This window comes from Chlorogloea sp. CCALA 695 (genome assembly GCF_003003885.1).
Classification (GTDB): Bacteria; Cyanobacteriota; Cyanobacteriia; order Cyanobacteriales; family Chroococcidiopsidaceae; genus Aliterella.
Genome location: NZ_PVWN01000007.1, coordinates 41198 through 68155, shown reverse-complemented (window position 1 = coordinate 68155; position 26958 = coordinate 41198). Strand labels below are relative to the sequence as shown.

The 26958-nt window shown below is 41.8% G+C and carries 21 protein-coding genes and 1 tRNA gene; 12 read left to right on the top strand and 10 right to left on the bottom strand.

Annotated elements, in window-relative coordinates; translation table 11 throughout:
- Positions 1-12 precede the first annotated feature (12 nt).
- Positions 13-1059 carry a zinc-dependent dehydrogenase gene (locus C7B70_RS05850; protein ID WP_106368123.1) on the bottom strand — a complete coding sequence of 349 codons (1047 nt, stop codon included), beginning with the start codon at positions 1057-1059 and terminating at the stop codon, positions 13-15.
- A gap of 119 nt (positions 1060-1178) precedes the next feature.
- Here C7B70_RS05850 and C7B70_RS05845 point away from each other — a divergent pair, with 119 nt between their 5' ends.
- From C7B70_RS05845 to aroH, 3 genes are all read left to right on the top strand, one after another.
- Complete coding sequence (locus tag C7B70_RS05845) at positions 1179-3092, top strand: serine/threonine-protein kinase (RefSeq protein ID WP_106368122.1); 1914 nt, start codon at positions 1179-1181, stop codon at positions 3090-3092.
- Positions 3093-3215: 123 nt separating this feature from the next.
- Entirely contained in the window at positions 3216-4061 is an 846-nt protein-coding gene (sppA, locus tag C7B70_RS05840; RefSeq protein ID WP_106368121.1) for a signal peptide peptidase SppA, read from the top strand.
- 91 nt (positions 4062-4152) lie between these two features.
- Entirely contained in the window at positions 4153-4551 is a 399-nt protein-coding gene (gene aroH / locus C7B70_RS05835; RefSeq protein WP_106368120.1) for a chorismate mutase, read from the top strand.
- 4 nt (positions 4552-4555) lie between these two features.
- Here aroH and crtR read toward each other — a convergent pair whose 3' ends face one another.
- Positions 4556-5476 carry a beta-carotene hydroxylase gene (gene crtR / locus C7B70_RS05830; protein WP_106368119.1) on the bottom strand — a complete coding sequence of 307 codons (921 nt, stop codon included), beginning with the start codon at positions 5474-5476 and terminating at the stop codon, positions 4556-4558.
- Positions 5477-5737: 261 nt separating this feature from the next.
- On the opposite strand from crtR, the gene pyk reads away from it, so the two are divergent.
- From pyk to C7B70_RS05795, 5 genes are all read left to right on the top strand, one after another.
- Positions 5738-7507 (top strand): pyruvate kinase, encoded by a 1770-nt coding sequence (gene pyk / locus C7B70_RS05825; RefSeq protein ID WP_106368118.1) that lies wholly within the window; start codon positions 5738-5740, stop codon positions 7505-7507.
- On the top strand, positions 7507-7869 hold the full coding sequence (locus tag C7B70_RS05820) for a DUF1818 family protein (protein WP_106368117.1): 363 nt from the start codon (positions 7507-7509) through the stop codon (positions 7867-7869). Before pyk ends, C7B70_RS05820 begins: the two co-directional genes overlap by 1 nt.
- A gap of 153 nt (positions 7870-8022) precedes the next feature.
- Positions 8023-8096, top strand: a tRNA-Pro gene (locus tag C7B70_RS05815).
- Between the two features lie 1485 nt (positions 8097-9581).
- Positions 9582-11063: a hypothetical protein gene (locus tag C7B70_RS05800; RefSeq protein ID WP_106368116.1), complete on the top strand. Its 1482-nt coding sequence runs from the start codon at positions 9582-9584 to the stop codon at positions 11061-11063.
- Between the two features lie 546 nt (positions 11064-11609).
- Positions 11610-13088 carry a hypothetical protein gene (locus C7B70_RS05795; protein ID WP_106368115.1) on the top strand — a complete coding sequence of 493 codons (1479 nt, stop codon included), beginning with the start codon at positions 11610-11612 and terminating at the stop codon, positions 13086-13088.
- A gap of 52 nt (positions 13089-13140) precedes the next feature.
- Here C7B70_RS05795 and C7B70_RS05790 read toward each other — a convergent pair whose 3' ends face one another.
- A complete protein-coding gene (locus tag C7B70_RS05790; RefSeq protein ID WP_106368114.1) occupies positions 13141-13884 on the bottom strand; it encodes a creatininase family protein in 744 nt (247 codons plus the stop codon).
- A gap of 82 nt (positions 13885-13966) precedes the next feature.
- On the bottom strand, positions 13967-17470 hold the full coding sequence (gene mfd / locus C7B70_RS05785) for a transcription-repair coupling factor (RefSeq protein WP_106368113.1): 3504 nt from the start codon (positions 17468-17470) through the stop codon (positions 13967-13969).
- Between the two features lie 318 nt (positions 17471-17788).
- Here mfd and C7B70_RS05780 point away from each other — a divergent pair, with 318 nt between their 5' ends.
- Positions 17789-18310 (top strand): CPBP family intramembrane glutamic endopeptidase, encoded by a 522-nt coding sequence (locus C7B70_RS05780; RefSeq protein WP_233220834.1) that lies wholly within the window; start codon positions 17789-17791, stop codon positions 18308-18310.
- A gap of 109 nt (positions 18311-18419) precedes the next feature.
- Here the strand turns inward: C7B70_RS05780 and C7B70_RS05775 are convergent, their stop codons facing one another.
- Positions 18420-19181, bottom strand: coding sequence for a pentapeptide repeat-containing protein (locus C7B70_RS05775; protein ID WP_106368112.1), 762 nt, complete (start codon positions 19179-19181; stop codon positions 18420-18422).
- Positions 19182-19834: 653 nt separating this feature from the next.
- Here C7B70_RS05775 and C7B70_RS05770 point away from each other — a divergent pair.
- Positions 19835-20185 carry a hypothetical protein gene (locus C7B70_RS05770; protein WP_106368111.1) on the top strand — a complete coding sequence of 117 codons (351 nt, stop codon included), beginning with the start codon at positions 19835-19837 and terminating at the stop codon, positions 20183-20185.
- A 20-nt stretch (positions 20186-20205) separates the two neighbouring features.
- On the opposite strand, the gene C7B70_RS05765 is transcribed toward C7B70_RS05770, so the two are convergent.
- Positions 20206-20628 carry an FHA domain-containing protein gene (locus C7B70_RS05765; protein WP_106368110.1) on the bottom strand — a complete coding sequence of 141 codons (423 nt, stop codon included), beginning with the start codon at positions 20626-20628 and terminating at the stop codon, positions 20206-20208.
- 318 nt (positions 20629-20946) lie between these two features.
- On the opposite strand from C7B70_RS05765, the gene C7B70_RS05760 reads away from it, so the two are divergent.
- On the top strand, positions 20947-21345 hold the full coding sequence (locus C7B70_RS05760; protein ID WP_106368109.1) for a DUF6464 family protein: 399 nt from the start codon (positions 20947-20949) through the stop codon (positions 21343-21345).
- Here the strand turns inward: C7B70_RS05760 and fmt are convergent.
- Positions 21302-22255: a methionyl-tRNA formyltransferase gene (fmt, locus tag C7B70_RS05755; RefSeq protein ID WP_106368108.1), complete on the bottom strand. Its 954-nt coding sequence runs from the start codon at positions 22253-22255 to the stop codon at positions 21302-21304. The genes C7B70_RS05760 and fmt overlap by 44 nt on opposite strands.
- A 233-nt stretch (positions 22256-22488) precedes the next feature.
- On the opposite strand from fmt, the gene C7B70_RS05750 reads away from it, so the two are divergent.
- Positions 22489-24117, top strand: a complete 1629-nt coding sequence (locus tag C7B70_RS05750) for a YcjF family protein (RefSeq protein WP_106368107.1) — start codon at positions 22489-22491, stop codon at positions 24115-24117.
- A gap of 81 nt (positions 24118-24198) precedes the next feature.
- Here the strand turns inward: C7B70_RS05750 and C7B70_RS05745 are convergent, their stop codons facing one another.
- From C7B70_RS05745 to C7B70_RS05735, 3 genes are all read right to left on the bottom strand, one after another.
- On the bottom strand, positions 24199-24471 hold the full coding sequence (locus tag C7B70_RS05745) for an acyltransferase (RefSeq protein WP_199192089.1): 273 nt from the start codon (positions 24469-24471) through the stop codon (positions 24199-24201).
- A complete protein-coding gene (locus tag C7B70_RS05740) occupies positions 24471-25493 on the bottom strand; it encodes a hypothetical protein (protein WP_146134010.1) in 1023 nt (340 codons plus the stop codon). The genes C7B70_RS05745 and C7B70_RS05740 overlap by 1 nt, the downstream gene beginning before the upstream one ends.
- Positions 25494-25921: 428 nt before the next feature.
- Positions 25922-26707, bottom strand: a complete 786-nt coding sequence (locus C7B70_RS05735; protein WP_106368104.1) for an RNA polymerase sigma factor SigF — start codon at positions 26705-26707, stop codon at positions 25922-25924.
- Between the last annotated feature and the right edge of the window lie 251 nt (positions 26708-26958).

Here is a 26958-nt window from a genome sequence, read left to right as displayed (position 1 = left end):
ATAACTGGGTAGTTAAGGATAGATCAAAATCTTCAAAGTATCGCTTTGTGGAGAAGTTGCTCTAGTAACCGCCGCCGGAAGTTCTTGCAAAGAAAAGCGATCGCTTATGAGTGCATTAACATCAATTCGTTGATTAAAAACAATATCCACAGCCAGACTTTGCAAGCGATAAGAAGAACTATAACTACCCATTAAATCAATTTCTCGGCGGTAGAGAACATTGGGATTAATCGGAATCTCTAATTGATCAGGAAACTCCGCAAAAAACAGAATTTTGCCGCCACGACGAGTACAATCAAGAGCTTGAAAAAAAGCTTTGTCGCTAGGTACAGCAAGCAAAGTAGTATCAACGCCCATACCATCAGTTAAGGCTAATATATTAGCAGTTAAATTAGGATCAAGGGCATCAAAAGCAGCTTCAGCGCCTACACTTAAGGCTTTTTCTAAGCGAGAAGGAATTAAATCTGTAGAAATTGCTCTCCCACCAAAATACTTAATTAACATGATAAACATCAAGCCAATAGGGCCCGCACCAGTCACAAGCACCGTATCGCCGGGAGAAATTTGGGCTTTTTTTACTGCCTTGAGACAGCAATTAGTCGGTTCTACAAAACTTGCTTGTTCAAAGGTAACGCGATCGGGTATCGGTATTAAACCACCATTACGGACAATATGACCGGGAACTTTGACATATTCAGCAAAACCGCCGCCACTAGCATTAAAACCCGCCGTAGTGGAGATATTTTTGTAAACATCGCACATCGAAAAATTGTCATGAAGGCAGTATTGACAACGCATACACGGAATATGGTGCATGACAACTACACGCGCGCCTACCTGCCAATCTGTAACATTATTACCTACTTTAGCAATAACTCCCGCCATTTCATGCCCAAAAATACGCGGTGGTTCAAACAGGGGATAAAGAATCTTTTTGATATCTGACTGACATAATCCCACCACGTGAACTTGAACCAAAACCTCATCATCGGCGAGAGTTGGTACAGGCAATTCTTCATAACTCAGTTGATTAACGCCTCTAAATACCTGTGCTTTCATAATTTCCTCTTACCCAGCAACTTTAGACTTTAGCAAAAGTTAGGGCAACTGTTGCACCGCAAGAAAGATACGTAACCAACACTTAGCAAGTAAAATCAAATAGATTAGTAATAAGGGCGATGCTAGGCAAAGTACTCAGAGGACGCTATCAAATTATCGATACCCTTAGTTCTGGAGGGTTTTGTCAAACTTATCTAGCAAAAGATATCTCTGTTGCTGATAATCCAGCTTGCGTTATCAAACAACTTAAACTTGTACCGAGTTTTACAAACTATCTCCCAACCCTTGACAGGTTGCTAGAACGAGAAGCTGAAGCTTTAAAAAAATTAGGCAGTTATGACAGAGTTCCTCAACTTCTAGCTCATTTTGAAGAAGATAAGGAGTTTTACTTAGTTCAAGAATTAATTGTCGGACATCCCCTCACTGAGGAATTACATCCGGGTGTGCGTTGGAGTGAAAGCCAAGTTACCGAACTACTACAAGAAGTATTAGAAATTTTAGAATATATCCACCGCCAAGGATTAATTCATCGAGACATCAAACCTAGCAATTTAATCAGAAGAGAGCAAGACAATAAGTTAATTTTAATCGACTTCGGAGCCGTTAAGCAGGCTTGGACGCAAGTAATTACGACTGGAGGCAAAACCTCTACCAATTATGCTTTCGGGATCGCTGCTACAATTGCCATCGGGACAGTAGGTTATACTCCCCCAGAACAGGAAAGAGGTTCACCGCGCCCTAATAGTGATATCTATGCGTTAGGTGCGATCGCAATTCAAGCCCTAACGGGATTAGATCCTACCCAAATACTAGAAGATCATGACACTGGAGAGATGTTGTGGCAGCACCACGCTAAAGTTAGCGATCGCCTAGCAACTATTATCAACAACATGGTACGCTACCACTTCAAAGAGCGTTACCAGTCTGCAACGGAGGTAATTCAAGCTTTACAAGTCAAAGCGCCTCCTTCACTTATACAAGTCCTACCACCAGTTAAAACAAAACCCAAAAATCTCCAACTCTTGACAGTTTTAGCCGTTGGTTTGGCGATGAGTTTAACTATCGGTGGCTATTATTTATTCAAATCCCCCCCAGCACCAGCACCAGCACCAAGCAAACAATACAACTTATTTAAAACCACTAGCAAAGTCAAAAATCTTACCTTAGCCAAAATACTAAGTCATTCTCAACCTGTTTGGGCGACGGCGATTAGTGCCAATGGGCAGGTTTTGGCAAGTGGTAGTCAAGACCGCACTATCAAGGTGTGGAATGTTGCTACAGGTCAGTTGCAGCGTACTCTAACAGGACACAAAGACACTATTCGATCTTTGGCAATGAGTGCGGATGGACGGATTTTAGCTAGTGGTAGTGGAGACACAAAAATCAAGCTATGGAACTTACCTGAAGGAAAGCTAATTAGCACATTTTCCGGTCATTCTAGCCCTGTTTGGTCGGTGGCGATCGATCCTGATGGCAAAACCTTAATTAGCGCCAGTGAAGACGGTAGTATCAATATTTGGAATTTACGCACGGGTGCAGCTAAGACCATTGAGTCGGCGCATAGTAGTAGAATTTTCTCTATTGCGCTTAGTCCTGACAAACAAACTTTTGCCACTGGTAGCAGAGATAAAACTATCAAGCTGTGGAATTTGTCAACGGGTAAACTAATTCGGACTATTAACAAACATACTGATGCTGTGAGAACAGTTGCTTATAGCCCTGATGGTACGCAACTTGCTAGTGGTAGTTGGGATAAAACTATTTATATTTGGAATCCCAACACCGGAAAACTATTGCAGACGTTGCCAGGACATAGCGATCGCATTGTTACTGTAGTTTTTAGCAACGACGGACAGCAGTTAGCAAGTTCTGGTATTGAACCTACTATTAAATTATGGGATATAAAAAGCGGTAAATTGCAGCACAAATTATCTGGACATTCAGACTGGGTTTTAGCCTTAACGACAGATTCCAGTAGCAATAATTTAATTAGCAGTAGCAAAGATCACACAATTAAAATTTGGCAGCGATAAAACCCCCTTGCCAAGCAATAGCCGCCCTAAATAAGGCAAACTAGATAAGGACAGCGTTTACTAATTGACAGCAATAACAACGCTTGATACCATAATCCCTTTTAATTTCTGGTTTGACTGCTCATGATTTGGCCCTTTAAGCCTCGTTTTCAAAAACAAATTGCCCGGATTGAAATTACAGGGGCGATCGCATCTAACACCCGCGTTCAAGTATTAAAAGCCCTCAAAACTGTTGAAGAAAGGCGCTTTCCAGCTTTGTTACTCCGCATTGATAGCCCTGGCGGGACGGTGGGAGATTCCCAAGAAATTTATAGCGCCTTGAAAAAACTCCGAGAAAAGGTCAAAATTGTTGCTAGTTTCGGCAATATTTCCGCTTCTGGTGGCGTTTATATCGGCGTGGGCGCAGACTATATTATGGCAAACCCCGGCACAATTACCGGAAGCATCGGCGTAATTCTGCGCGGCAATAATATAGAAAGATTGCTAGAAAAAATTGGCGTATCGTTTAAGGTAATTAAGTCTGGCCCTTATAAAGATATTTTAGCCTTTGACCGCCAATTAACCGAGCCAGAACAGCAGATATTACAAGAATTAATTGACACAAGTTACCTACAATTTGTGGAAACTGTAGCCGAAGGACGCAATTTAAGCGTTGAAAAAGTCAAAACTTTTGCCGACGGGCGAATTTTTACCGGACAACAAGCTGTAGAGTTAGGTGTTGTCGATAGATTAGGTACAGAGGAAGACGCTAGACGTTGGGCGGCCGAATTAGTAGGACTTGACCCTGAGAAAACAAAGTGCTACACCTTGGAAGAGCGCAAGCCATTTTTAAGTCGTTTGCTAAATAATCAAGCGGGTAACGCAACCTTAATCGGTAACTTAGGAATATCTGGTTTATCGCTGGGCAATGATTGGCTAGAGTTTGAACTAGCGACCAGTGGTTTACCACTATGGATGTACCGACCTTAAATTGAAGTAGAAAAATATTAATCCTTCATCTACCCAAAAAACAGCTAATATTACAACAAAAACCCTAAAGGCTATACAGGAGGATTTGTTTGTGGAGTGGCGACTTCGGGCGATTCGTGGAGCAACAACGGCTACAGAAAACACCGTTGAGGCAATTACAGAGGCGGTAGCAGAACTATTGGATGAGACAGAAGCAAGAAATCAACTAGATCCCACAGAAATTGTGAGTGTAACTTTCTCTGTTACCCGCGATTTGGATGCAATTTTTCCCGCCGCGATCGCCCGTCACCGTCCCTACTGGGACAATGTACCCATGTTAGATGTTCAGCAGATGCACGTTGAAGGTAGTTTGCAGCGCTGCATCCGCTTTCTGATTCTGGTCAATATTTCCGCTAATCACAATAAAGTTTGCCATACTTACCTGCGTGAGGCGCAAAACTTACGTCCTGATTGGATGTCTCCTCCTCAACTATTCTCTCCAATCGGGTAATCCCTTATTGTGGTGCAACCTCTTTTTGCTCTAGGGTTACGGCTTTTTTGTGGGGGTGAATACCAATAAAAATATCGTAAATAAAGCTCCAAAAGTCTCTTTGTTGCAGCAACCCAGAAGTTTGGTAGCAACCTTTAGCATCTAAAAGCGGCTTAGTGGCATAATAAGCATTTTGATAGTTGTACCAAGGAATAGAGGGCCATAAATGATGAATTAAGTGGTAGTTCTGCCCCATGATTAAAATATTGAGAACTTTACCGGGGTAAACTCTGGCATTTTTCCAGCGATCGCGTTCTTGATGGGGACGATGAGGCAAATAATCAAAAAAGAACCCCAAAGCCAAACCTACTATAGCCGTAGGAATAAACCAAAAATTGAGAATATAGCCCAAAAAGTGGTATTGAATCGAGATGTAGAAAATAAATGCCACTAGGGCGCGACTAAAAAACCATTCCCATAATTCTTGTTTTTGCCAAAGTTGACGTTTAAAGAAAAATATTTCATGGTACAAAAACCGCACGGGAATTAGCCATAAAGGCCCGGCGGTAGAGACAAAATGATCGGGATCGTTTTCTGGATCGTTGACATTGGCGTGATGCTGCAAATGTACCCGCGTAAATACCGGGAAAGCAAAAGCGAGTAGCAAGGCGCTACCATGACCCAAAATAGAATTAACCAACGGGTTACGGTGGGCAGATTTATGACACGCATCATGAATTACCGTGCCGCAAATATGTAGAGAAATCGTATTAGTTATAAAACAACACCAGTGAGGCCATTCCCAAAGCCAGTAACCAAAATTGGATAGTGCGATCGCGCTAATTGCCGCTACAAACATTGCTAAAGTAGGGTTGCGATCGCCTGGAGGGCTGAGAAACTCCCTAGGAACAGTTGTCAGTGGCTTCTTTGCCTCCGACATTAGCATCGTTGACTCCTTGAATAATTAATTTTCACCTACTAAATAGTAGACCTAATTAAGATGATAAAGTTTTGTTTCGTACAAGTCACCCTTGTTATCTCTATAGACGTAGCCTAATGACGATATAATTGCGGAGCAAAATGGCACAAAACACATTACAGTAAGGCTGCAAGCAAGCTTTGACGGCAGTAAAGAAAAACCAAAGTTAAATAAAATTTGCCTTAGCCCTTTTATCTGCCCTTGTCCCTTTTTACAAAATTAGGCTCCATGCAACCAAGAGATTCTCAACGTCGGACAAAAATTGTCGCTACAATCGGGCCTGCCACCAGTAGCCCAGAAGTGCTAAAAGCAATCATAGAGGCAGGTGCAACTACTCTTAGGCTTAACTTTTCTCACGGTACTCATGCCGATCATCAACGGAGTGTGCGTTTAATTCGGCAAATTGCCTTTGAATTAAATCAGCCTGTAGGCATTCTGCAAGACTTGCAAGGGCCAAAAATTCGTTTAGGTAAGTTTGAAAAGGGTTCTATAGAACTAAATAAAGGCGACCTATTCACCTTAACTAGCAATTATATACTTGGCACTCAAAGTATTAGTTGTGTAACTTATAATCTTTTAGCCGATGAAGTACCTTGTGGCGCGGCAATTTTGCTTGACGATGGGCGCGTAGAGATGCGGGTCGAAGAAATAGATCGCCCGAACAAAAACTTGCACTGTCGGGTTGTCGTTGGTGGAACCTTATCGAACAACAAAGGGGTCAACTTTCCAGGAGTTTATTTATCAATTAAGGCGCTAACTGACAAAGACCGAGAAGATTTGATTTTTGGTTTAGATCAAGGTGTAGATTGGATCGCTTTATCTTTTGTTCGCAATCCCCAAGACGTACTAGAAATCAAAGAACTAATTTCTAACGCCGGGAAGCAAGTCCCCGTAATTGTCAAAATTGAAAAGCATGAAGCAATTGAGCAAATGGAGGCAATTTTAGCCCTCAGTGATGGGGTAATGGTGGCAAGAGGTGACTTAGGAGTAGAATTACCTGCTGAAGATGTACCCATCTTGCAAAAGCGGCTGATTGCTACGGCAAATCGGCTAGGTATTCCGATTATCACTGCAACTCAGATGCTCGATAGCATGGTTAGTAGCCCCCGTCCAACTCGCGCCGAAGTGTCTGATGTAGCCAATGCGATTTTAGATGGAACAGATGCCGTCATGCTCTCAAACGAGACGGCAGTAGGCAAACACCCTGTAGAAGCTGTAGCCACAATGGCACGGATTGCCGTGAGAATTGAGCAAGAACCCGCCTTAGCTGCTATTAATGCCAACCTTAAAGACACTCGCCAATCGATTCCCAATGCTATTAGTCAAGCGGTAGGGCAAATTGCCGAACAACTAGACGCTGCGGCAATCATGACTTTAACTAAAACGGGTTCTACGGCTCGTAATGTTTCTAAATTTCGTCCCCGCAACCCAATTTTGGCTGTAACGCCTCACGTAGATGTAGCCAGACAACTACAGCTAGTTTGGGGAGTAAAACCTTTATTAGTATTAGATTTACCTTCGGCGGGGCAAACTTTTCAAGCGGCGATTAATGTAGCTCAAGAAAAACAATTGCTATTTGAGGGCGATTTGGTCGTTATGAGTGCGGGGGCGCTGCAAGGAGTAGCAGGCTCAACAGATTTAATTAAGGTAGAAATAGTAACCTCTGTACTTGGTCAAGGTGTTGGACTTGGTTTAGGTTTGGTAAACGGTCGCGCTAGAGTAGCTCATACTGCTATGGATGTAGGTAACTTCAATCATGGCGAAATATTAGTAGTACCGCGCACCAGTGCAGATTTTATTGAGGCGATTCGCAAAGCGGCGGCGATCGTCACTGAAGATGAGAGTATGACAAGTCATGCGGCAATTATTGGTTTGCGTCTTGGTGTTCCGGTAATTGTGGGCGTAAAACAAGCAACTCAAGTAATTCGAGATGGCACAATTTTAACTTTAGATATGCAGAGAGGTTTAATTTACTCTGGCACAGTAAAAAATAGTTAATGGAGCGCGTAATTAAAACTGGAAATGGTTGGCGGATTGGTTGGGATCCTCAAGAAGCTGTCGAGTTTAAAGGGTTAGTAGGTACAGATGATTGGGCAATTGAACTTACAGAATCAGAGTTGCACGATTTTTGCCGCTTGTCAGTGCAATTAGCCGAAACTATGAGCCAGCTAAGTAGCGAACTCATGGATGAAGAAAAAATTACTTGTGAAGCTGAGAGTAATTTAATTTGGCTAGAAGTCTCTGGTTATGCTCATAGCTACAGTTTGCGCTTTATTCTTTTAACTGGACGTTGCGCCGAAGGTTGCTGGCACGAAGGCGCAGTTATGGGCTTATTGCAAGCGGCGCAAATGCAAGTATAGATTTTAGTAGAGACGATGCAATGCAACGTCTCTAGCATTGGTTTGTAGATCGCGCCTTGATCATGTTTATCCCAAATTGGTCAACATCACTGGGCAATTTTTTTAGTAGATTTGTTTTTAATCTCTATTTGTGTTAGTATTATTTTTCTGAGACGGGGCGTAGCGCAGCTTGGTAGCGCGCCACTTTGGGGTAGTGGAGGTCTTGGGTTCAAATCCCAACGTTCCGATTTTAAGTAAGACGTTGCATTGCAGCGTCTCTACAAAAACAAAATTAATAAATCTGATTAGTTGGATAAATTCGATGCTCTCCCGGATTACGTTTAGCCGTCGCTATCTTCGACCAATCGCCGCCAACTTTTGCTAAATATTCTTCAATGGGATGCTCTAATGGGATCTTATCATGCGTACCATTTCAATCCCTGCAAGGACTCTTAGCACCCCGTCATAATGACCAGTAACAGGAACAGTATCAATGTGAGATCCCGTTGCTAACGCCCCCACACCTGCTATTTTTCCGGTATAAGTATCGATAAGGAAAATTGTCGAGTAGAGCAACTTTTAGCTTTATTAAATTTCCTGATGACTGATAATGTTGCAAGTCTTTTGTTACAATAGATACAGAAATAAAAATAAGTGTTCATCACTGCTCTACCCACGAAAATTAGTCGAACAATACTAACTTGAACTAGGTTGGATATTTCCGATTACGGTGGTTGGGTTGCTTCTAAGCAAGCAACGGGTGTGGAGAGCAAAGTTTAAGAAACAGTACAATATTTCTAGCTCTAAAACTGTAATATCCGTAGTACGGATATTGCGACAAAATCTAGTCATGCCATAGTTTTTTACTAAGTGTTGGGCAATAATTCGCGTCCGACTTAAAGTAGTGACAATTGAAAAACCTGTAGAAATGAGACTAGAGAATTATCTTCTCAATACTTGAAAAATAGTGTATATAGAGACGATTGCGATAATTTTAGCGGCTCAAACGCGCGATCGGTTATTTAAAGGATTTTTTCACAACCATTAGTTGAGAACCTCAACGCCAGTATATGTACTGACTTATTCTCTAAACTTGGTCTTATTTTTTGCATTAGATCCTAATTTATTTAGATAAGGCAACCAACTTAGCGTTGTAGACTCGAAAATCAAACTAGGGATTTATATTAGGTAATCTGGCACTCAAACTTGGCTAGAAACGTATTATTTAAGCTTTTAACCTTGATTGCCTAGCAACTTTTTTATAAACACCGTAATTTCACTTCTAGTATATATGCGGCTATCTAGCTAAAACTCAATTTTTAATCTGAAATAAATCAGTAAAATCTCGCTTTGTTAGTATCAATAATTGCATTATCTTTATGAAGTAGGTCGGTTTTGTAAAGCTTTCATGCAGCTAATATCTGGTCAGCTACTTACATTTTAATAGTATTTAATCGTTCCCCTCACAGGAATTATTAATGCCTTTATGCCGTTACACATTATTAGTTTAATTTTACTAACACTAAGTTAAATCAATAAAAAACCTCTTAAACTTTTTCAGCAACTTTTACTTAGTCCGCAATACTAACAAAGCTGTTTACTTAATCGGTTAAGAGGCTTAAACTCAAGAATTTAATTTTCCTACTGGATGCAATACATCTGCAACCGTAGCGTACAGTCTGCTGTTTTTATTTAGACCAATACATTTATTTCATACATACAGGTACAAGCAAATGCAATCCCAGAATAAACTCAACAAATTAATCAAATTAGCCTTAGTCGCAACTACGCTAACTGCTTCTAATATACTACCAATTATTGCCGGAGCAATACCCTCCGCTCAAGCTGTTTCAGTAACAGCAAAACGTGCTGACTCTTTTACCGATAGCGTCTGTGTTAATACACATTTTGGTTATGGTGATACTCCTTATGGCAGCCAATATAATACTGTCAAACAAAAATTAGTAGAGCTAGGGGTCGGTCATATTCGTGATGGTGGGACACAAAGCTATGTGATTGACAGGTTCAAAGATTTAGCCGCCGCAGGAATTAAAACTACTTATATTATGAGTCCTACGGCAGGAGTCGCACCAGATTCTTCTTACTGGGTTAATGGAACGTACTACCAAATTAATGACCTAATCAAAAATAAAATTGGGACAAATGTAGTTGATGCCGTAGAAATAGCAAACGAAATCGATTTTAATTACGGCCAGTATTACTGGCATAAAGGCGATACTGCCAAATTAAACAATAACTCCGCATCTCCTCTATACTGGGTTTCCTACATTCGTAGCCTTACAAAAGATACATGGAATGCTCTAAAAAGCGATCCAGCCACCGCAGGTATTACAGTGATTGCTCCTTCCTTGGGGCGCACTTATAATTATGGCAACAAATCACCTTTAGGAGACTTGAGTAGCGTTGTCGATTGGGGCAATGTCCACTCTTATCCTTTTGGTGGCAACCCTTTTAATAATCCTTTTGCCTACAATACTCTTGCCAAATATTATTATGATGGCAACTTTCCATCCGTCAATATCGACGAAAACCCTTATATTTTCGATGTATATGGTGGGCCCTTTGGTTCTAAACCAATAGCAGCTACAGAAACAGGCTACTACACGACTAGCACTGCCAGAGGAGTTTCCGAAACTGTCCACGGTAAATATATGCCACGTCTATTTTTAGAGTACTTCCGCAAAGGTATTGTTCGCACTTGCTCCTATGAGTTTCTCAATGAGTGGAACCAGCCTAGCAATTCTGAAGCTAATTTTGGTTTGTTGCGTAACGATCTGACTCCAAAGCCAGCTTATACTGCTTTGAAAAACTTGCTCGGCAGCTTGAAAGATCCTGCTACTAACGCGAAAACTTTTACTCCTACAGCTTTAGACTATACGCTAACTGTGACTCCACCTACAGGATACAACCGGACTCAGTACGTACATAGCACATTGCTACAAAAAGCGACGGGTACATTTTACTTAGTACTTTGGCACGAAATTTCTAATAATGATATCACCGTCACGCCAGCCCGGACTATCACTCCTCCAGCCATGCCCACCAAAGTAACTTTAACTACTCCCATTCGTAGTGCTACGCTTTCTACCTGGGATGATGCTGGTAATAGAACAGAATCATCTGTTGCCATTAGCAATAAAACTGTCAGTGTTAATGTCACTGACAAAGTTACTATCCTCAAACTTACACCCTAAAAGTACTCACCTTATACTGCTGGCAAGTTTTGACTAAAGGCTAATTGATATATTCCCGTCGAGCTATTCATAAATTTGCTCGGCGGGAATTATTGTAAATAATGAACGTAGGATTTTTAACTCTATTTTGAGGTTAAAAGAGAGTTGCCTTAGTAAGCTTTATATTTTCTTCATGAAATTGCGGAAACCAAAATAAACTGTAAAAGCATTACACGTAGGTTGTAAAAGCAACTGTTGTTAAATTCATCGCTATTTAACTATAAAGATTCAGCAAACCTACGTATAAATACTGAAAAAACATTATTTGTGTGTCACATTATTTATGAACCCGTTTAATTTTAAAAGGGGGAAAATATTAGCTTGTTTGATTTAGCACTAAACCAACAAGAGTTAGTTTTTTGGACAAATCGATAAAAGTTGTGTTTCTAAATATTAGAAATACAACTTACTAAGCCCTATTTGCATCTGTCTTTTTGCGGCAGTAAATATTTTTATTTATTGCTTTTCGGCAAGCGGTTTACTAGCGATCCAAAATAAAGCGACAAAATGAAAATACAGCAAAGACTACGTAAACATATCAAACGGCTAACATTATTTACTAGCACTTTACTGGTGAGCGCCGGAACGCCATTTGTACAAGGTATGACTGGCTCGGCTTTCGCGCTTACAGTCCCAGCAAAAAGTGCTGATGACTTTGTAGAAAGTATGTGTGTAAATACTCACTGGGATCATGAAAATACTCCTTATAAGAATAATTACGATGAAGTGAAGCAAAAACTGCTACAACTGGGGATACGTCATGTCCGAGATGGCGGCAGTAGCGGTAATGCGATCGCGCGGATGAAAGATTTGGCATCAGTAGGAATTAAAACCACCTATATAATGAACCCCAATAGTGGAGTTGCACCTAATAACTCTTACTGGGTATCAAGTCCGGCTTACTATATCAATGACTTTGTAAAAAATAAAGTCGGGACAAATGCCATTGACGCGGTAGAAATAAGTAACGAAATCGATCTTACCTACAATAATTTTTACTGGCATCCCGGCGACACAGAAAAAGTAAATAACAATCCAAGTTCGCCCTTGTACTGGATACCTTACGTGCGTAGTCTTACCAAAGATACTTATTCCGCCTTAAAAAGCGACCCAGTTACCGTCGGGACTAAAATTATTGGCCCTTCTTTAGGGCGTACTTATAGTTACGGCAATAAGTCACCGTTGGGCGACTTGAGTACGGTGGTCGATTGGGGTAATATGCACTCTTATCCCTTTGGTGGTAATCCCTTCAATAACCCCTACAGCTACGCGACGATCGCTAAATACTACTGGCAAGGTAATTTTCCTTCGTTAAATATTGACGAAAATCCGTATATTTTTGATGTATACGGGCAACCCTTTGGTTCAAAACCAATGGTATCTACGGAAACCGGGTATTCTACGACTAACCTTTATAGAGGTATTTCCGAAAAGGCACATGGTCAATATATGCCTCGGTTATTCCTAGAATATTTTCGCAAAGGTATTCCCCGCACTTGCTCTTACGAGTTTGTCAATCAGTGGAATAATCCTAACAACGCAGAGGCTAACTTTGGGTTACTACGTAACGATCTAAGTGCAAAACCTGCTTACAAAGCATTGCAAAATTTAATTAGCGTCCTCAAAGAACCCGGCGCTAATTTTGTACCAGGGGTATTAGACTATTCAATTACCGTTACTCCACCAGCAGGATACAACAGAACAAAGTTTGTACATAGTTTATTACTACAAAAGAGTCACGGTAAGTTCTTTTTAGTAATCTGGCATGAAATTTCTAATGGCGATATTAGCACTACTCCCACTAGAGAAATAAATTCGCCAGCTATGCCTACGACAATTACCCTAAACACGCCTATAAGTACAGCTTTAACTTACACAATTAATGATGCTGGGGATATGGACTTAGTGGGGACGACAATTACTGACAATAAAATCAGTCTCGACGTGCGGGAAACAGTGAAAATTATTGAACTTACACCCCAGTAGAAATGCACCGCACTTGGGCAAAAAGCTGATCGGCTTTTTGCCCAAGTTATTTTTAGGACTGATTGAGAAATTCTAAGTAGCTGTTGCTAAGTTCTTTTACAGCTAAGTCATAAAATTGCTTGCCATGTTCGGGTTTAGCCAAAGCGGGATTAGATCCCATCCGTCCATCGGGGTAACGATGACGAAAATCGACGGCGCTATAGATTTTGTGTCCTTTGGCAACTTCGGGCGACAAGAGGACATTTTTGATGGACTCAGGGTAGATGTACTGAGTTAAAGCAACTTCGCTCGGCGTTGCGTGACCGCCTTCTTGGTTGCCGTATAGTTGTTTTGCTAAGTTATAAACTGAACCACACATAAACCAGTTGCCTACTTGACATTGAACTTGGGCATTAGGAATATTAAGTTCGGCTAAATGGGCATAAGTTTCGGCAAAGGCGGCTTTGAGAGTGGCAATATTACCCCCATGACCGTTGATAAAGAAAAATTTATTAAATCCAGCTCTAGCTAAACAGGTAATATAATCTCGAATTACCAAAATCATCGTGCTAGGTTTGAGGCTAATTGTACCGGGAAATGCTGTATGGTGCAGTGCCATACCAACATTAATAGTGGGCGCAACTAAAGCTTGAGTAGCTTCCCCTACGCCATAGGCGATTTCTTCAGCACAAATGGCATCAGTACCAATTAAGCCTGTGGGTCCGTGTTGCTCTGTAGAACCAATCGGGAGAATGATACCTTGCGATCGCTCTAAATAAGCCTCAACTTCACACCAAGTAGTTAAATGCAGTTGCATAGTTAATTTTGGGTAATTGGTAATGGGTAATTGGTAATTGGTACTTTTCAGCGATACCTAGTTTTGATGGCAAAGGGGTTTATTAAATCATTGCAGCTTCAGGAATTGCCCCTCGCATTTTACTTAGGGCATCAATTAAGTTATCTAGCTGCTGGTTAGGTTTAAGCAAATTGAGACTGCGGACAATTACTTTACCAGGGGCGTAGACATAGCGCGACTGCAAATGGTCGGGTAAGTTCTCAACCATCAATTTCCAAGCGGGTTCTGCCATTGCTGTTTCTAAAGCTATATGCTGTTTAGCCTCTGGTTTAATGCGACTAAAGCCGAGAGATTTGGCTAATTGCTTCAGTTCCATCACTCGCAATAGCTGTTTAGCGGCGGGTGGGACAGTGCCAAAGCGATCGCTCCACTCAGCAGCAATGGCATCTAACTCAGCTTGAGAACTAGCTGTAGCAACTGCCCTGTACGCACTCATTTTTTGATCTAAGTCGGCGATATAATCGGCGGGAATAAAGGCGGTAAGATTAAGGTCAATTTGGGTATCTTCAACTTGGGGAATTTCCGCCCCTTGAATTTCTCTAATCGATTCTTGCAATATTTCCATATACAAATCAAAGCCAATTACTTCCATTTGCCCTGATTGTTCCGCCCCTAGCAAGTTGCCCACGCCTCTAATTTCCATGTCGCGCATAGACAACTGATAGCCAGAACCCAAAGTAGCAAATTCTTGAATTGCTCTTAACCTTTGCCTTGCCGCCTCCGATAATATTTGTTGCTTGGGGTAAAATAGCCACGCCTGAGCTTGAATGCCTGCCCTACCAACTCTACCGCGCAATTGGTATAGCTGAGATAAACCAAATTTGTGAGCATCTTCAATCAAAATTGTATTGACTCTAGGAATATCTAAGCCAGACTCAATGATTGTGGTGCAAACAAGAATATCCGCGTCACCGTTACTAAAGGTGAGCATAGTTGATTCTAGTTCTGATTCATCCATTTGCCCATGAGCGATCGCAAGTCTCACACCAGGGAGCGAATCTCGCAACACCGCCGAGGTTTCCTCAATGCCATCAACGCGCGGTACTACATAAAATACCTGTCCGCCGCGATCAATTTCTTGGCGGATGGCGCTGCGGATAGTTTCTAAATCGTAAGGAGATAAATGAGTTTTAATTGGTCGCCTTGAGGGGGGCGGAGTTGTAATCAAGCTCATTTCCCGAATACCAGACAAAGACATATACAAAGTACGGGGAATTGGTGTAGCGCTTAAAGTTAAGACATCTACTTTATTTCGCAAAGATTTGATTTTTTCTTTTTGATTAACTCCAAAGCGTTGTTCTTCATCGATGACCAATAAACCTAAATCGCGGATAATTACACCTTTACCTAATAATTGGTGCGTACCCACAACTATATCTAGTTCCCCCGTTGCCAACCTTTCTTGAATGTTGCGGCGTTCTTGAGCGCTGCGGAAGCGGTTGAGTAAACCAACTTGAATTGGATAGGGTGCAAAACGTTCTTTGAGAGTATGGTAATGCTGCTGGGTCAAAATAGTTGTGGGAGCAAGCAAAGCAACTTGTTTACCAGCAGTTACGGCTTTAAATATGGCGCGAATTGCTACTTCTGTTTTACCAAAACCCACATCACCGCAGACCAAACGATCCATTGGGCGATCGCTTTCCATATCTCTTTTTACATCCGCCGTAGCTTTCAATTGGTCGGGTGTGGGAGTGTAAGGAAAGGAGTCTTCCATTTCTTCTTGCCAAGGCATATCAGGGGGATAAGCAAAGCCTGTTTGCTGGGATCTGGCAGCGTAGAGTTTTAGTAAGTCTACTGCTAACTTTTTAATTGCTTTGCGGACTTTGCTTTTAGAAGCTGCCCAAGACTTGCTCGACATTCGATTAAGTACGGGTAGCCCATCACCCGTAGCCCGAAACCTACTTAAAGAACCTACTTGATCGGCGGCTACTCGCAATAAACCATCGGCGTATTGAATAACTAAATATTCGCGGGTTTCTCTGTTTATAGTTAGGCTTTCGAGCTTGAGAAATTGACCTAAACCATGACTTCTATGAACTACATAGTCTCCTTGAGCGAGTTTATTGGGGTCTACTTGTTTAGAGGCGGCGCGGCGGCGTTTGCGGACGTAACCAGGAGAAGCTAAGGAATGCTGCCCATAAAATTCGCGGTCAGTTACAACTACTAAGCGAAAGGTAGGCAAGATAAAGCCTTCTAACTCCGCTAGTCCTGAATATTTAAGCGCTACGGGGGTGTGTTGAATTTGCAAACGGTCAATTGCCAGGTAGTCGCGGGGATTGGGGATAAATTGCGCCGGACAATCGTGTTCTTGAAGCAAGGAAACTGAGCGACTAGGCTGGGCAGAAATTAGCCAAGTAGAAAAACGGCGATCGCGTTCGTTGCGTAAGGTTTCGGCAAGTTTGGCGTATTGATGCGGGGTAGAAGGTACAGGGCGACTAGCTAAATTTAGCCCAATTTCTTCGACAAGTTCAGCTAAGTAAAGTTTGTTAAATTCGGCGGCGGTGGCAATGGAATCAGCAAAAGAGCGGTGAATCTTGGGGAGATTTTTATTATTTCCTTGCTGCCATTGCTCTTGGACGTTTTCGATCTTGCGCTCGCTATGAGCAATACATTGATCGTTTTCGTCAATCACAATTAAGGTATTTTTGGGCAAATAATCTAACAAAGAGGCGGGTTGCTCGAAAGCTATGCCTAAAAATCTCCTACTACCTTCAGGAGATTTACCATGATCAAACTGTTCTTGTTCAAGTTCAGATAAATAAGATTTAACAGTGTTTGCGCCTTCGGTCGTCAAAGCGGCGGTAATAATCCCCCCAAAATCAGTTGGAGTTAGGATAATCTGCTCAATTTTATCTAAAGCCGCGCCATTATTAGTATTGCGGGGGGTACTGCGTTGAGTAGCGGGATCGAACTCGCGAATATTTTGCAACTCGTCGCCAAACCAATCTAAACGCACAGGCAACTCTGAAGCGACTGGAAACACATCAATAATATCGCCGCGCCGACTCCATTGCCCTTCTGTTTCTACAAGGGGAACTCGCTCATAGCCTAAATTAGCTAGTTGAGTGCTAAAAGTTTTTAAGTCTAATTCCATCTTTCGTTTGAGGGTTAGACAAAAGGGTAAAAACTCTCCTTGGGGTGGTAAGTGCGGCTGCAAGGCGGCGTGGGTAGCAACGATCGCCATTTTTTTCGGCTTATCGGTGTTATCCTTGACAATTAAATCGGCTAAAACTTGCATCTGTCCCCAAATCATTTCTGTTTCGGGGTCAAAAGGTTCGTAGGGCGAGGTTTCGGAAGTAGGATATAAATGTACTGTTTGCCAGCCCATAGCTTCTAGTTGAGCCGCCCAGCGTCCAGCTTCTTCTAAGGTGGCGCAGATGACAAATAAGTTCTGCTCTTTATTTTGGGCTAAAGCTGAGGCAACTAAACCTTTAGGGAGACGAGGCGCGCCGCTTAGATAACATTCTTTTTGTCGATCTAGTTTAGATAATAATTCTGTAGAAAGAGGCGATCGCCCCAAAGCCCGAACAATTGCGGAAAAAGGCATAGATTCTATAAGGAGTAAATATTACTAACAGCGCTTTTGCGTGTTTGACAAGCCACTATTTACTATTGTAAAAGTCTATTTCTGCACTTGTAACTTCTTAAGTATTGGTCTAGTAGCCGATGAACTACTAACGATTTTTAGAGTAGTATGAATGGTTTAATTGTAATTAAGCGCGATAGAGCCACAAGCTCGCAGAGCTTCGCACTTCATATAATCCCCTATCGCCATTACTTTAGTGTCTATCGTCTCCCAAAACTTTCTGTGACCCAAATCGATCCCCAACTTCAACCTCTCACACGCACTCAGTTACTTATAGCTATGGGTGTGACTGCCGTTTTACTGGGGTTACTTGCCAAGCTTTGGTTACAATTGGGCGATGTTGCCTTATTGCCTTTGCGCTGGAATGCAGCCACCCTACCCTTTGCCATTGCTATAGCTGCGATCGTCACGACTATTAGCTCTTTAATGTACCAATTTTGGGCAGCTTATCGCAACAGTGCCGATTTTTACTTAGAGTTTGTCCTTAAACCCTTGGTATTACCCGACTTAATTTGGGTAGGATTATTACCAGGACTCAGCGAAGAACTATTATTTAGGGGTGTAATGCTGCCAGCTTTTGGCACTGATACAACCGGAATTGCTGTATCTAGTCTTTGTTTTGGGATTTTGCACCTGAGCAGTTGCAAGCAGTGGCAGTATGTTGTATGGGCTACTATTGTCGGCTTTATCTTGGGCTACAGTGCGGTAGTAACAAATAATTTGCTCATCCCAATTATTGCTCACGTCCTGATAAATCTAATTTCTAGTTCTATTTGGAAGCTAAAACACCCAGAATCCTAGACTAAGTAAGGGGTTTTTAGTCAGGTATTTTAATATCTTTGATATCTGCTTCAGCTTGGGGATATTGAGGATTCATTGCTGCTAATGTATCAGCGATCGCCCACAATAATTATTGATGAATTTGACCATTAGGCATAATTGTTCCCCGCAAATTTGCCCCTGTTAGTTTGACCATAATGCGATCGCCTGCTCCCACTTTAGCACCGCTCAAATCGGCTCCACTCAGGTCTGCACCGCTAAAATCGGCTCCAATTAAGTTACTTTCGCGCAAGTTAGCATTACTAAGATTTGCTTGCAGTAAGTTGGCTCTAAATAGATTTGCTCTAGATAGATCCGCTTCTTGCAAATTGACTTTATGAAGAAAGGCATCGCTCAAGTTAGCCTCGCTGAGATTAGCTTTGCTTAAGTTTCGGTAAGAGAAATCTTTTTCTTGGAGATTTGCGCCTCTTAAATCTACTCCGCTTAAGTCGCCATGGGTCTTTTTAGGCTGACTGTAAGACGCATAATGAGATTGATGCCGGGAGGATTGAGAGTAACTAGAGGGCGGCGGTGGCGGTGGCGGCGACTGGGGCGGCTTTTTTGGTGGTGAAGATTGATAGTAGCTTGGTGGCGACGATTGGGGCGGCTTTCTTTGTTGAGAAGTGTAAGCTGTGGGAGTGCGATCGCGCGTTTTTACTTCCCGCAGGCGATCGCGCGCGTGATTAATTTCTTTAAGTTTGTCTTGTGCTTTTTGATGTAGCCGTAGATTATCTTGAGGAATGCGATCGGGATGCCAAATAAAAGCTAAGTCTTTGTAAGCTTGATTGACTTCTTCGAGGGATGCTCCTGGCTCAAGCCCAAGTAATCTGTAACATCGGTCTAGATCGTTCATCTACACCAAACCCTAATACCATTCTTTTTATTGTGCCTTGCACAGAGCAAAATAGGCAGCAAGTATCAAAAACAATTGAAAATTGTCCTATAACTGACTCTTTCCTGCGCTCCTGATTCTTAAGGCAATAGGGAGAAATGATCGCCTAAATTACCCAACTATGCTCTATTTCGACGTAATTATTACCATTAGTCAGATAACTTTCTTATATAGCAATCTCAAATCAGCCCTTGAACAGCGCTCTGGTTTCGCCCCCTAACCGACGGCAATAAAGCGGTCAGGTTAAGCTCCACCGCTTTTTGCCTCCCCAAGTTTGGGGGGACAAGACTCTTAGCCCCCAATTCTCGGGGCTAGTGGCTATCCATATTTCATAACTCAAAATGCGATCGCTATATAAAACCTCTGGCGCAAAGTTTTAGTAATTTGAGCTAGAAAATCAGGCTGTACCTCTCAATCGACTACGCAGCCTAACTTAAAATCTGGCAGTCATGCAAGTTCCAACGGTTTTTGTAGAATTGATCAAAGTATAAGATGTAAAATAAAATCTCGGTAGTCCTAGTCCTATTGCAGATGGCATCTTACAGTTCCAGTATCGTAACGGTGGATGTCGATAAGCTGGCATGGACAATAGAATGTTTTAGGGATGAAATATAATGGCTCGTTACACTTGTTGTTTTGCTGTAAATTCTGGAAATAATCTCTATTTAAGACAGTCAATTAAGGAAATTCTGCTTAATTGTAGCTTAGACATTATTTATGATCAGAACGAGTATATTATGGCGCGGGAAATTCCAGGTAACGTATCTTTAGCCAAACTGGTATCCGTAGAAGTACTGATTGATGGCACAACAGCTACAGAAGCAAAAACGCGAGTGAGCTTAGTTGTAAAAAATGAGGAATTACCTTTACAAGTTGCTAATCACTGTTATCAAGTGTTTGAGCGAGTAAATAGCACAATTGCTCTTAATCAAAATTGGCAAAGTGTAGAAAGCCTAGCTAGTTGAGCAAAAAAATTAACCGTAGTTCACTCATCAAAATCTGGCATCATATTAGGGCCAATTAGCGTTACATCAAACTCGTCCGTTGGCAACGATGGCATAGTCTCGCGGTTGAGTAAATAATATATAGCCCGCACTTGAGGCCCAAAAATAATCTCATCTCGATTTTTTAAATCGTGGGCTAAGATTTTTTGCCCGTTAATTAGCATTCCATTCGCACTAGGCTTACCCTTAGAATCGCCGTCAACAATGCGATAATAACAACTACCATCTTCTTTCGGTAGTTGAACCAATGTTGCATGGCGGCGCGAAACAAACTGTGAAAACAAACGAATGTCGCACCGGGTGTCTCTACCGATAGAATAAACAGAACCGTCAAGTAAAAATTGCTTACGTCCTTGATCGTCTTCAATAATTAGTAAATGCCTCGGACTGTTTTGAGAAGCCATTGAAGAAATGGTAAGAAAATAGTTAAGGTTTAAGGACTGATAATTCTTTTGTCGCGTAGCAGTACAAGTTTAACTACCGTCTCAAATTTTATCATGACTTAGTTTAACCTCAATTAAGCAAAAAATTAGATCCTAGCCTTTGCTGGGAAGCTAGTTATAAAGCTCAAGGAAAAAAAGTCATACACTTAAAAACTAGTAATGGGTAATGGGTAATGGGGAGGATACAGGATTGCAAAACGGTTGACAGGGCGATAGCGCAAGCGCGCCCGGTAACGGGCTTCGCATTTTTAACCAAACGTACTAGGCATTAACTAATTTATGGAGCAAAATTTACCCACAGAGATTATATTGACGCACCCACGTCAATGTTTAGGAAATGTTCAACTAGATTGGACACCCCAACCAGGTAACTATGTTGATGTTGGAGAGCGAACCTATGCAGTTTTAGAACGCCGTCACCGCTACCATTTAAAGGCAGGGCGCTATAAATTGCATAAAATAGCCCTATTTGTTCAATTGGCGCAAAGACCGACCGAGAGCAGCCTTGTAGATGGGCGCTGGGTAGTTGGCGATGCTAGTTGCCGCTTTAATGCTCGTTCCGAAATCTTCCGTTGCGCCGTCAACCCCAAAGGACTTTGCAACGGGTGTCGTTTTTATGAAAAAGAAGAATTTGCTACGACGGCAACATTTCCCCCACTGTCAAATGATTCCCATTAACAAAATCTCCGCCTGACTGGGGCTTTTTGCCAGCTAACTGCACTTTTTTTAATAACAATATTCCTTCGCCTGTTTGAATCACCGCCCCCATGCCTTTGATCATACCGACCAGTGTACCGGGAGGGCTGGAATTAGGGAATTGAATTACATCCGCCGTTTCTAGGGGGACAGCAGCAAGAATTTTGAGTAGTTGAGTGCGAAAAGTTGTCGTACAGTTAGGGAAAAAACCTCTGATTTGATTGTGGAGTGCGCTCGCGCTTTTATGCCAATCTAGAACATAGTCAGACTTTTGAATTAAAGGGGCGTAAGTTGCCTCAGTATCATCTTGAAGGATGGGGGTAATTTCTTGCTGTTCCCATTTAATCAGCGTCTCCACCAATAAATCGGCTCCAAGCTTTGTTAACTTAGTAGCTAAATCTTGCGCATTATCTGATAATTCAATGGGAATTGTAGCTTTAAGCAACATTGCCCCAGTATCCATCCCTGCATCCATCAACATTGTGGTGATGCCTGTTTGAGTCTCTCCATGATAAAGACACCAGTTAATTGGGGCTGCGCCGCGATACTTGGGCAAAATAGAACCATGAACGTTAATACACCCCAAACGCGGCATATCAAGAATTTCCTGAGACAAAATTTGTCCGTAGGCAATAACTACAAATATATCTGCGTCTAAATCGTTGAGCTTACTAAGAGTTTCGGGATCTTTTTTAAGGCGCTGGGGTGAAAAAACAGGAATTTGTCGCGCTAAAGCTATACTTTTAACAGGTGAAGCCGTAGTTAGACTGCCACGTTCGCGACGTTTATCAGGTTGAGTGACAACGGCTAAAACGTCAAAATTTCGATGTTCTAGCAGATGCTCTAAAGTTGGAATGGCGAAGTCGGGAGTGCCAAAAAATACGACTTTCATATTTGCTGAGGCTAAATAGGTACAGATATTTTACCCACTCCTCAATTTTCTTTACTTGCCAAAGTGATGACTAGCCAACTGCATCGCGTCAGCAATCGGCATCCAAAAAAGCATTTAAAACTTGACTTGTGCCACCTTGGGGATTTTGGAGGATAAAATCGCCCTTTAGTTACTGCCATCTCTAAGAAAGACTAGAATCTAGTTAGTTAATTGTTGCCGCCGCGCTCTCAACTATGCCCCTATCGCGCCTATTGACGCTGATTATTGGTTTAACCCTCATTTTGGGGTTAATGCTGTGGCTAGTTAATTCTTTGTCCTGGCTGTATAGCTCTACTGCTTTTACATCGCCTTTTTTAGCTAATTTATTGCTGCTATTGCTAATTGCTTTACTGGCATCGCTAATTGGCGTATTTGTCTACTATATTTTGCTATTTAGAAAAGGTGAAAAATCTTCACTACAACGCCGTCAACCCCTATCTTGGAAAGCTTTGGGCAGGAAAAGTCCGCCAAATCTGCAAATTCCTGTTGTTAAAACTGAAGCAGCCCAAGAAACTCTCCGCGCCATTAGGCAACAAGTAGCCCAAATTGAAGATGAAGTCGCAAAACAGGCTTTATTAGGTCGTTCCCAAGAGATTGAAGCAACTTTATCGGGGGGAGAATTACAAGTAGTAGTATTTGGTACAGGTTCGGCGGGTAAAACTTCCTTGGTAAATGCTTTAATTGGGCGCATTGCCGAAAGTTTGGGCAACCTTGAACCAAAACTTGCTCAAACAATTGGTAAAGTCGATGCGCCTATGGGAACAACAGAAGTTGGGGAAACCTACCGACTTAAATTAAAAGGCATGAGTCGGCAAATATTGATTACCGATACCCCAGGTATTTTAGAGGCGGGGATAGCAGGAACCGAGCGCGAAAAAAAAGCACGTTTGTTAGCAACGGGGTCAGACTTACTATTATTTGTCGTAGATAATGACCTCAGAAGCTCAGAATACCAACCTTTACAGACTTTAGCCCAAATTGGTAAGCGATCGCTCATTGTCCTCAATAAAATCGATTTATACACGCAAATCGATACTGAAACAATTATTACTCATTTGCGCGATCGCACAAGTGATTTTCTCAAGCCCACAGACATTGTAGCTATTGCTGCCAATCCCCAAAGTATCGAAGGCGAAAATGGCGAAATTTTTTACCCCGAACCAGAAATTCTGCCCTTACTCCGGCGCATGGCGGCGGTACTAAGAGCAGAAGGAGAGGACTTAGTTGCAGACAACATTTTGCTACAATCCCAACAAATTGGTGATGAAGCCCGCAAACTGATTGATTCTCAACGTCGCCGTCAAGCCGAGAAGGTTGTAGACCGTTTTGCCTGGATTGGGGCGGGGGTAATTTCAGTAACTCCCATACCTGTCATCGATTTATTGGCAACGGCGGCAGTAAATGCCCAAATGGTAGTAGAAATCGGCAAAATTTACGGTTGCGAGTTAAATCTAGAGCAGGGGCGAGAATTAGCACTATCTTTAGCGAAAACTCTGGCAAGTTTGGGCATTGTCACAGGAGCAATTAAACTATTGTCCACAGCCTTGCAATTTAATGTCGCCACAATTGTTGTTGGGAAGGCAATTCAAGGAGTAACGGCGGCTTATTTAACGCGGATTGCGGGGAGAAGTTTTATTGAGTATTTTCGCCACAATCAAGACTGGGGAGATGGTGGCATTACTGAAGTTGTGCAAAGACAGTTTGAGCTTAATCGCCGTGATGAATTTATGCAAGAATTTATCCAGCAAGCAATCTCTAAGGTAATTAAGCCTTTAACAGCTAAATCAAAAGCTGGAGTAGATTCCCAAAACCGCAAAATTTAATTTTTGCTCAAAGCTTAGTAAGATTAACCCCCTTAGCCTTTTTCCTATATCTTGTTGCTTTTTTGGACTAAGTTTCATCACCTAGAATCTTGCTATTGCCCCAAAAATGTTTTGATAGTAAGCTAAAATTTCTTCTACTTGTTCTCTACTCTGTTTATTAGCGGCAGGCAGTTGAATTTGTAAGCTTTCAACTTGGCTGTCATTGTAATTAAACTCAGGGGTAGAAGCTTGTAACAACTTTGTTTCTACTTCCTCTACTTGGCAGAGATGAGCGGCAATTTCCCGATACACTGCCAAAGGTAAATTGGAAAACTGCACTGTTAAATTTGCTCGGTTATTTTGATTGTCCATCATTACTTAGCTGCTACCGGGGGATTAGATGACAGTGTTGATAGCAAATTATTTAATCGGCTATTAATATTTGGTGGCGGTGCTGGAAGTTCGGTAGTAGTTGTGCTACTTTTTCTTGATGGTAACGGTACAGCCGCCGTAGGCGAAGTTGCTTGCTGTCCTTGGCTTGGAGGTTGTTCGCCTACAGCCTTAGAAACTTCAACGCCGTATTGCTCTAAAATAACTAAGGGCTCTGCACCTGCATTTAATTCAATTCTTTTTACCAACACTTGCCCATTTGACAATCTTTGTCCTACTTGAACGTATCGGCTTGTAGCTTCATTAGGTACTTGGACAATCGCTTGAGTTTGTTCGCCAATTTGAATTACACCCATAACCGTTACACCGTTTGCTAATGTTGTATCTGCTGGTGCTGGTGGTAAAGCTGGTTCTAAATTGTTATTTGGCAGGGTTGCATTTGGTGGGAAGGGAGTATTTTGAATCGATGTAGCTCCTGTATTACCTGATGTGTCCTGATTTGCCGCCGTCCGAGAATTTGCTGCCGTCCGAGAATTTGCTGCTGTCCGAGAATTTGCCGCCGTTCTAGAATTTGCTGCCGTCCGAGGATTTGCTGCCGTCCGGGAATTATTAATAGTTACAGACTTAGGGCTTGACGACCTATTAGCTACGCTTCTAGAGGAAGTTTGCGTTCTATTAGTTCCATTGGAGGCTGTAGGCGTTGCCATTTGTGGAGCTTGGGAGGGAGCATTGGGGCTATTCCCCACGCTTACAGGGGCAACAGGAACAGGTAAAAACAATGCGGCAAAAGGATCTCGATTGCCTTTTGCTACTTGTTTGGTGCGCTGATTAGCATTAGTTGGTTGAATTAATCCGGGAGCTAAGAAGGTAGCACTGCTGGGGTTTATAGCTACTAAGGGCGGTTTTGCTGGGGGCGGTGTTTGAACGACAACAGAGGGCGATGGCGTAGGATTAATACTTTGTTGGGTATCAGATGAAGGACACCCGGTTATTGTTATAGCGAGCATTCCTAAAAATGCTGTGGTTCTGATTCGGCGCATAACTTCACTAAAGAGTTTTAATAAATAACCAGATAAACAACTGTTTTTAGGTTAAAATAGGTACTTTTTCATTTCTTATACAAGCAATATGAGTATTGCATCTAGCACAATTATTGTAAACTAAAACTTAATTTTGTCCTTGGCTCTGTAATTTAATTGCAAGTGTCTAAACTTTAATTAATAAAGCTGATTTTGCTAGTTTTAGCAAAGTTATAAATACAAAAAATTCTGCTACGTAAAATTACGGAGCAAAAGTCAAGAACTATTTATTTATCTGAATACTTTAAAATTTATCAAAGCTAGTTTTGCTGATATTATTTGCATTGCTAGCAAGTAAAACTAGAATATCAAGCTTAGTCGATAGTAATGCCTTTTTGGGGAAGACTTTTAAAGCGCTAGTCTTCCGGTGCAAGCATCACCTTTTTCAAAGAGGCTAATCCTTGCTTGACTCGACGAGATACAGTAATAACACTAATACCCAACTTTTCAGCTACTTCTTTTTGCGTTAAGTCATACAAAAACACAAATTTTAAAATTTCGTGAGTTTTTTGTTCTAATTGAACCAAAGCTTCTTGCAAACGAATTTGGTCTTCTTGTGCTAGTTGAAAACTGTTGTAATGTGCGTCGGGAACCGTATCCCCTAACAAGGCGGATTCTTCATCGCCATCTTGGGCTGGGGTATCTAAGCTTAGAGGCGAGCGGTTAACCCAAGCAAGTTTGACTTCTTGCCATTCGGCAATAGTAATGTCTAAAGCGGTAGCAACTTCAATATCTGTCGGTTGGCGGTTGTGCTTTTGTTGCAGTTGACGGGTAATTCCTACAGCTTGCTGTTGTAATGCTAACCAGCGTCGCGGAATTCTGACCATAACGCCTTTGTCGCGCAGATAATGTTGAATCTCACCGCGAATATAGGGTATGGCAAAAGAACTAAAAGCCATTCCTTTTGACAATTCAAATTTTTCGATGGCACGAATTAAACCTAAACAGCCGACTTGCAGCAAGTCCTCATAACTTTCTGTACACTGATTAGTCCAGTAATAGGCTTCTTTTCTTACTAGCCCATAGTTAAGAGTGACAATTTCATTGCGGATACTAGCCGATGGCGACTGCTGATATTCTCTTAGCAGAGTTGCGCTCTCTTGCTTGACTTTACTATTGCTTCCGGTGAAGGCTAACACCATGTTTTTTCTCTGCTACGTAAGTTTTGAGATTATTAATATTGAAAGCGGACAGGAAATCTACGGGAGTATGTATAAAAATTAAATTAAAAGGCAGTAGCGGTAAGAATAAGAGCATTTCTAATTAACTGAAGTATCAGGAATGCATCTCTAACACTAAGAATATTAATTTTATGGCAAGTTTTGCTACCGAAATTACACTGAAGTTTGGCTAAAGTTGTGCTAATTTCAGGAGAATTGCTAAGTTAAACTAC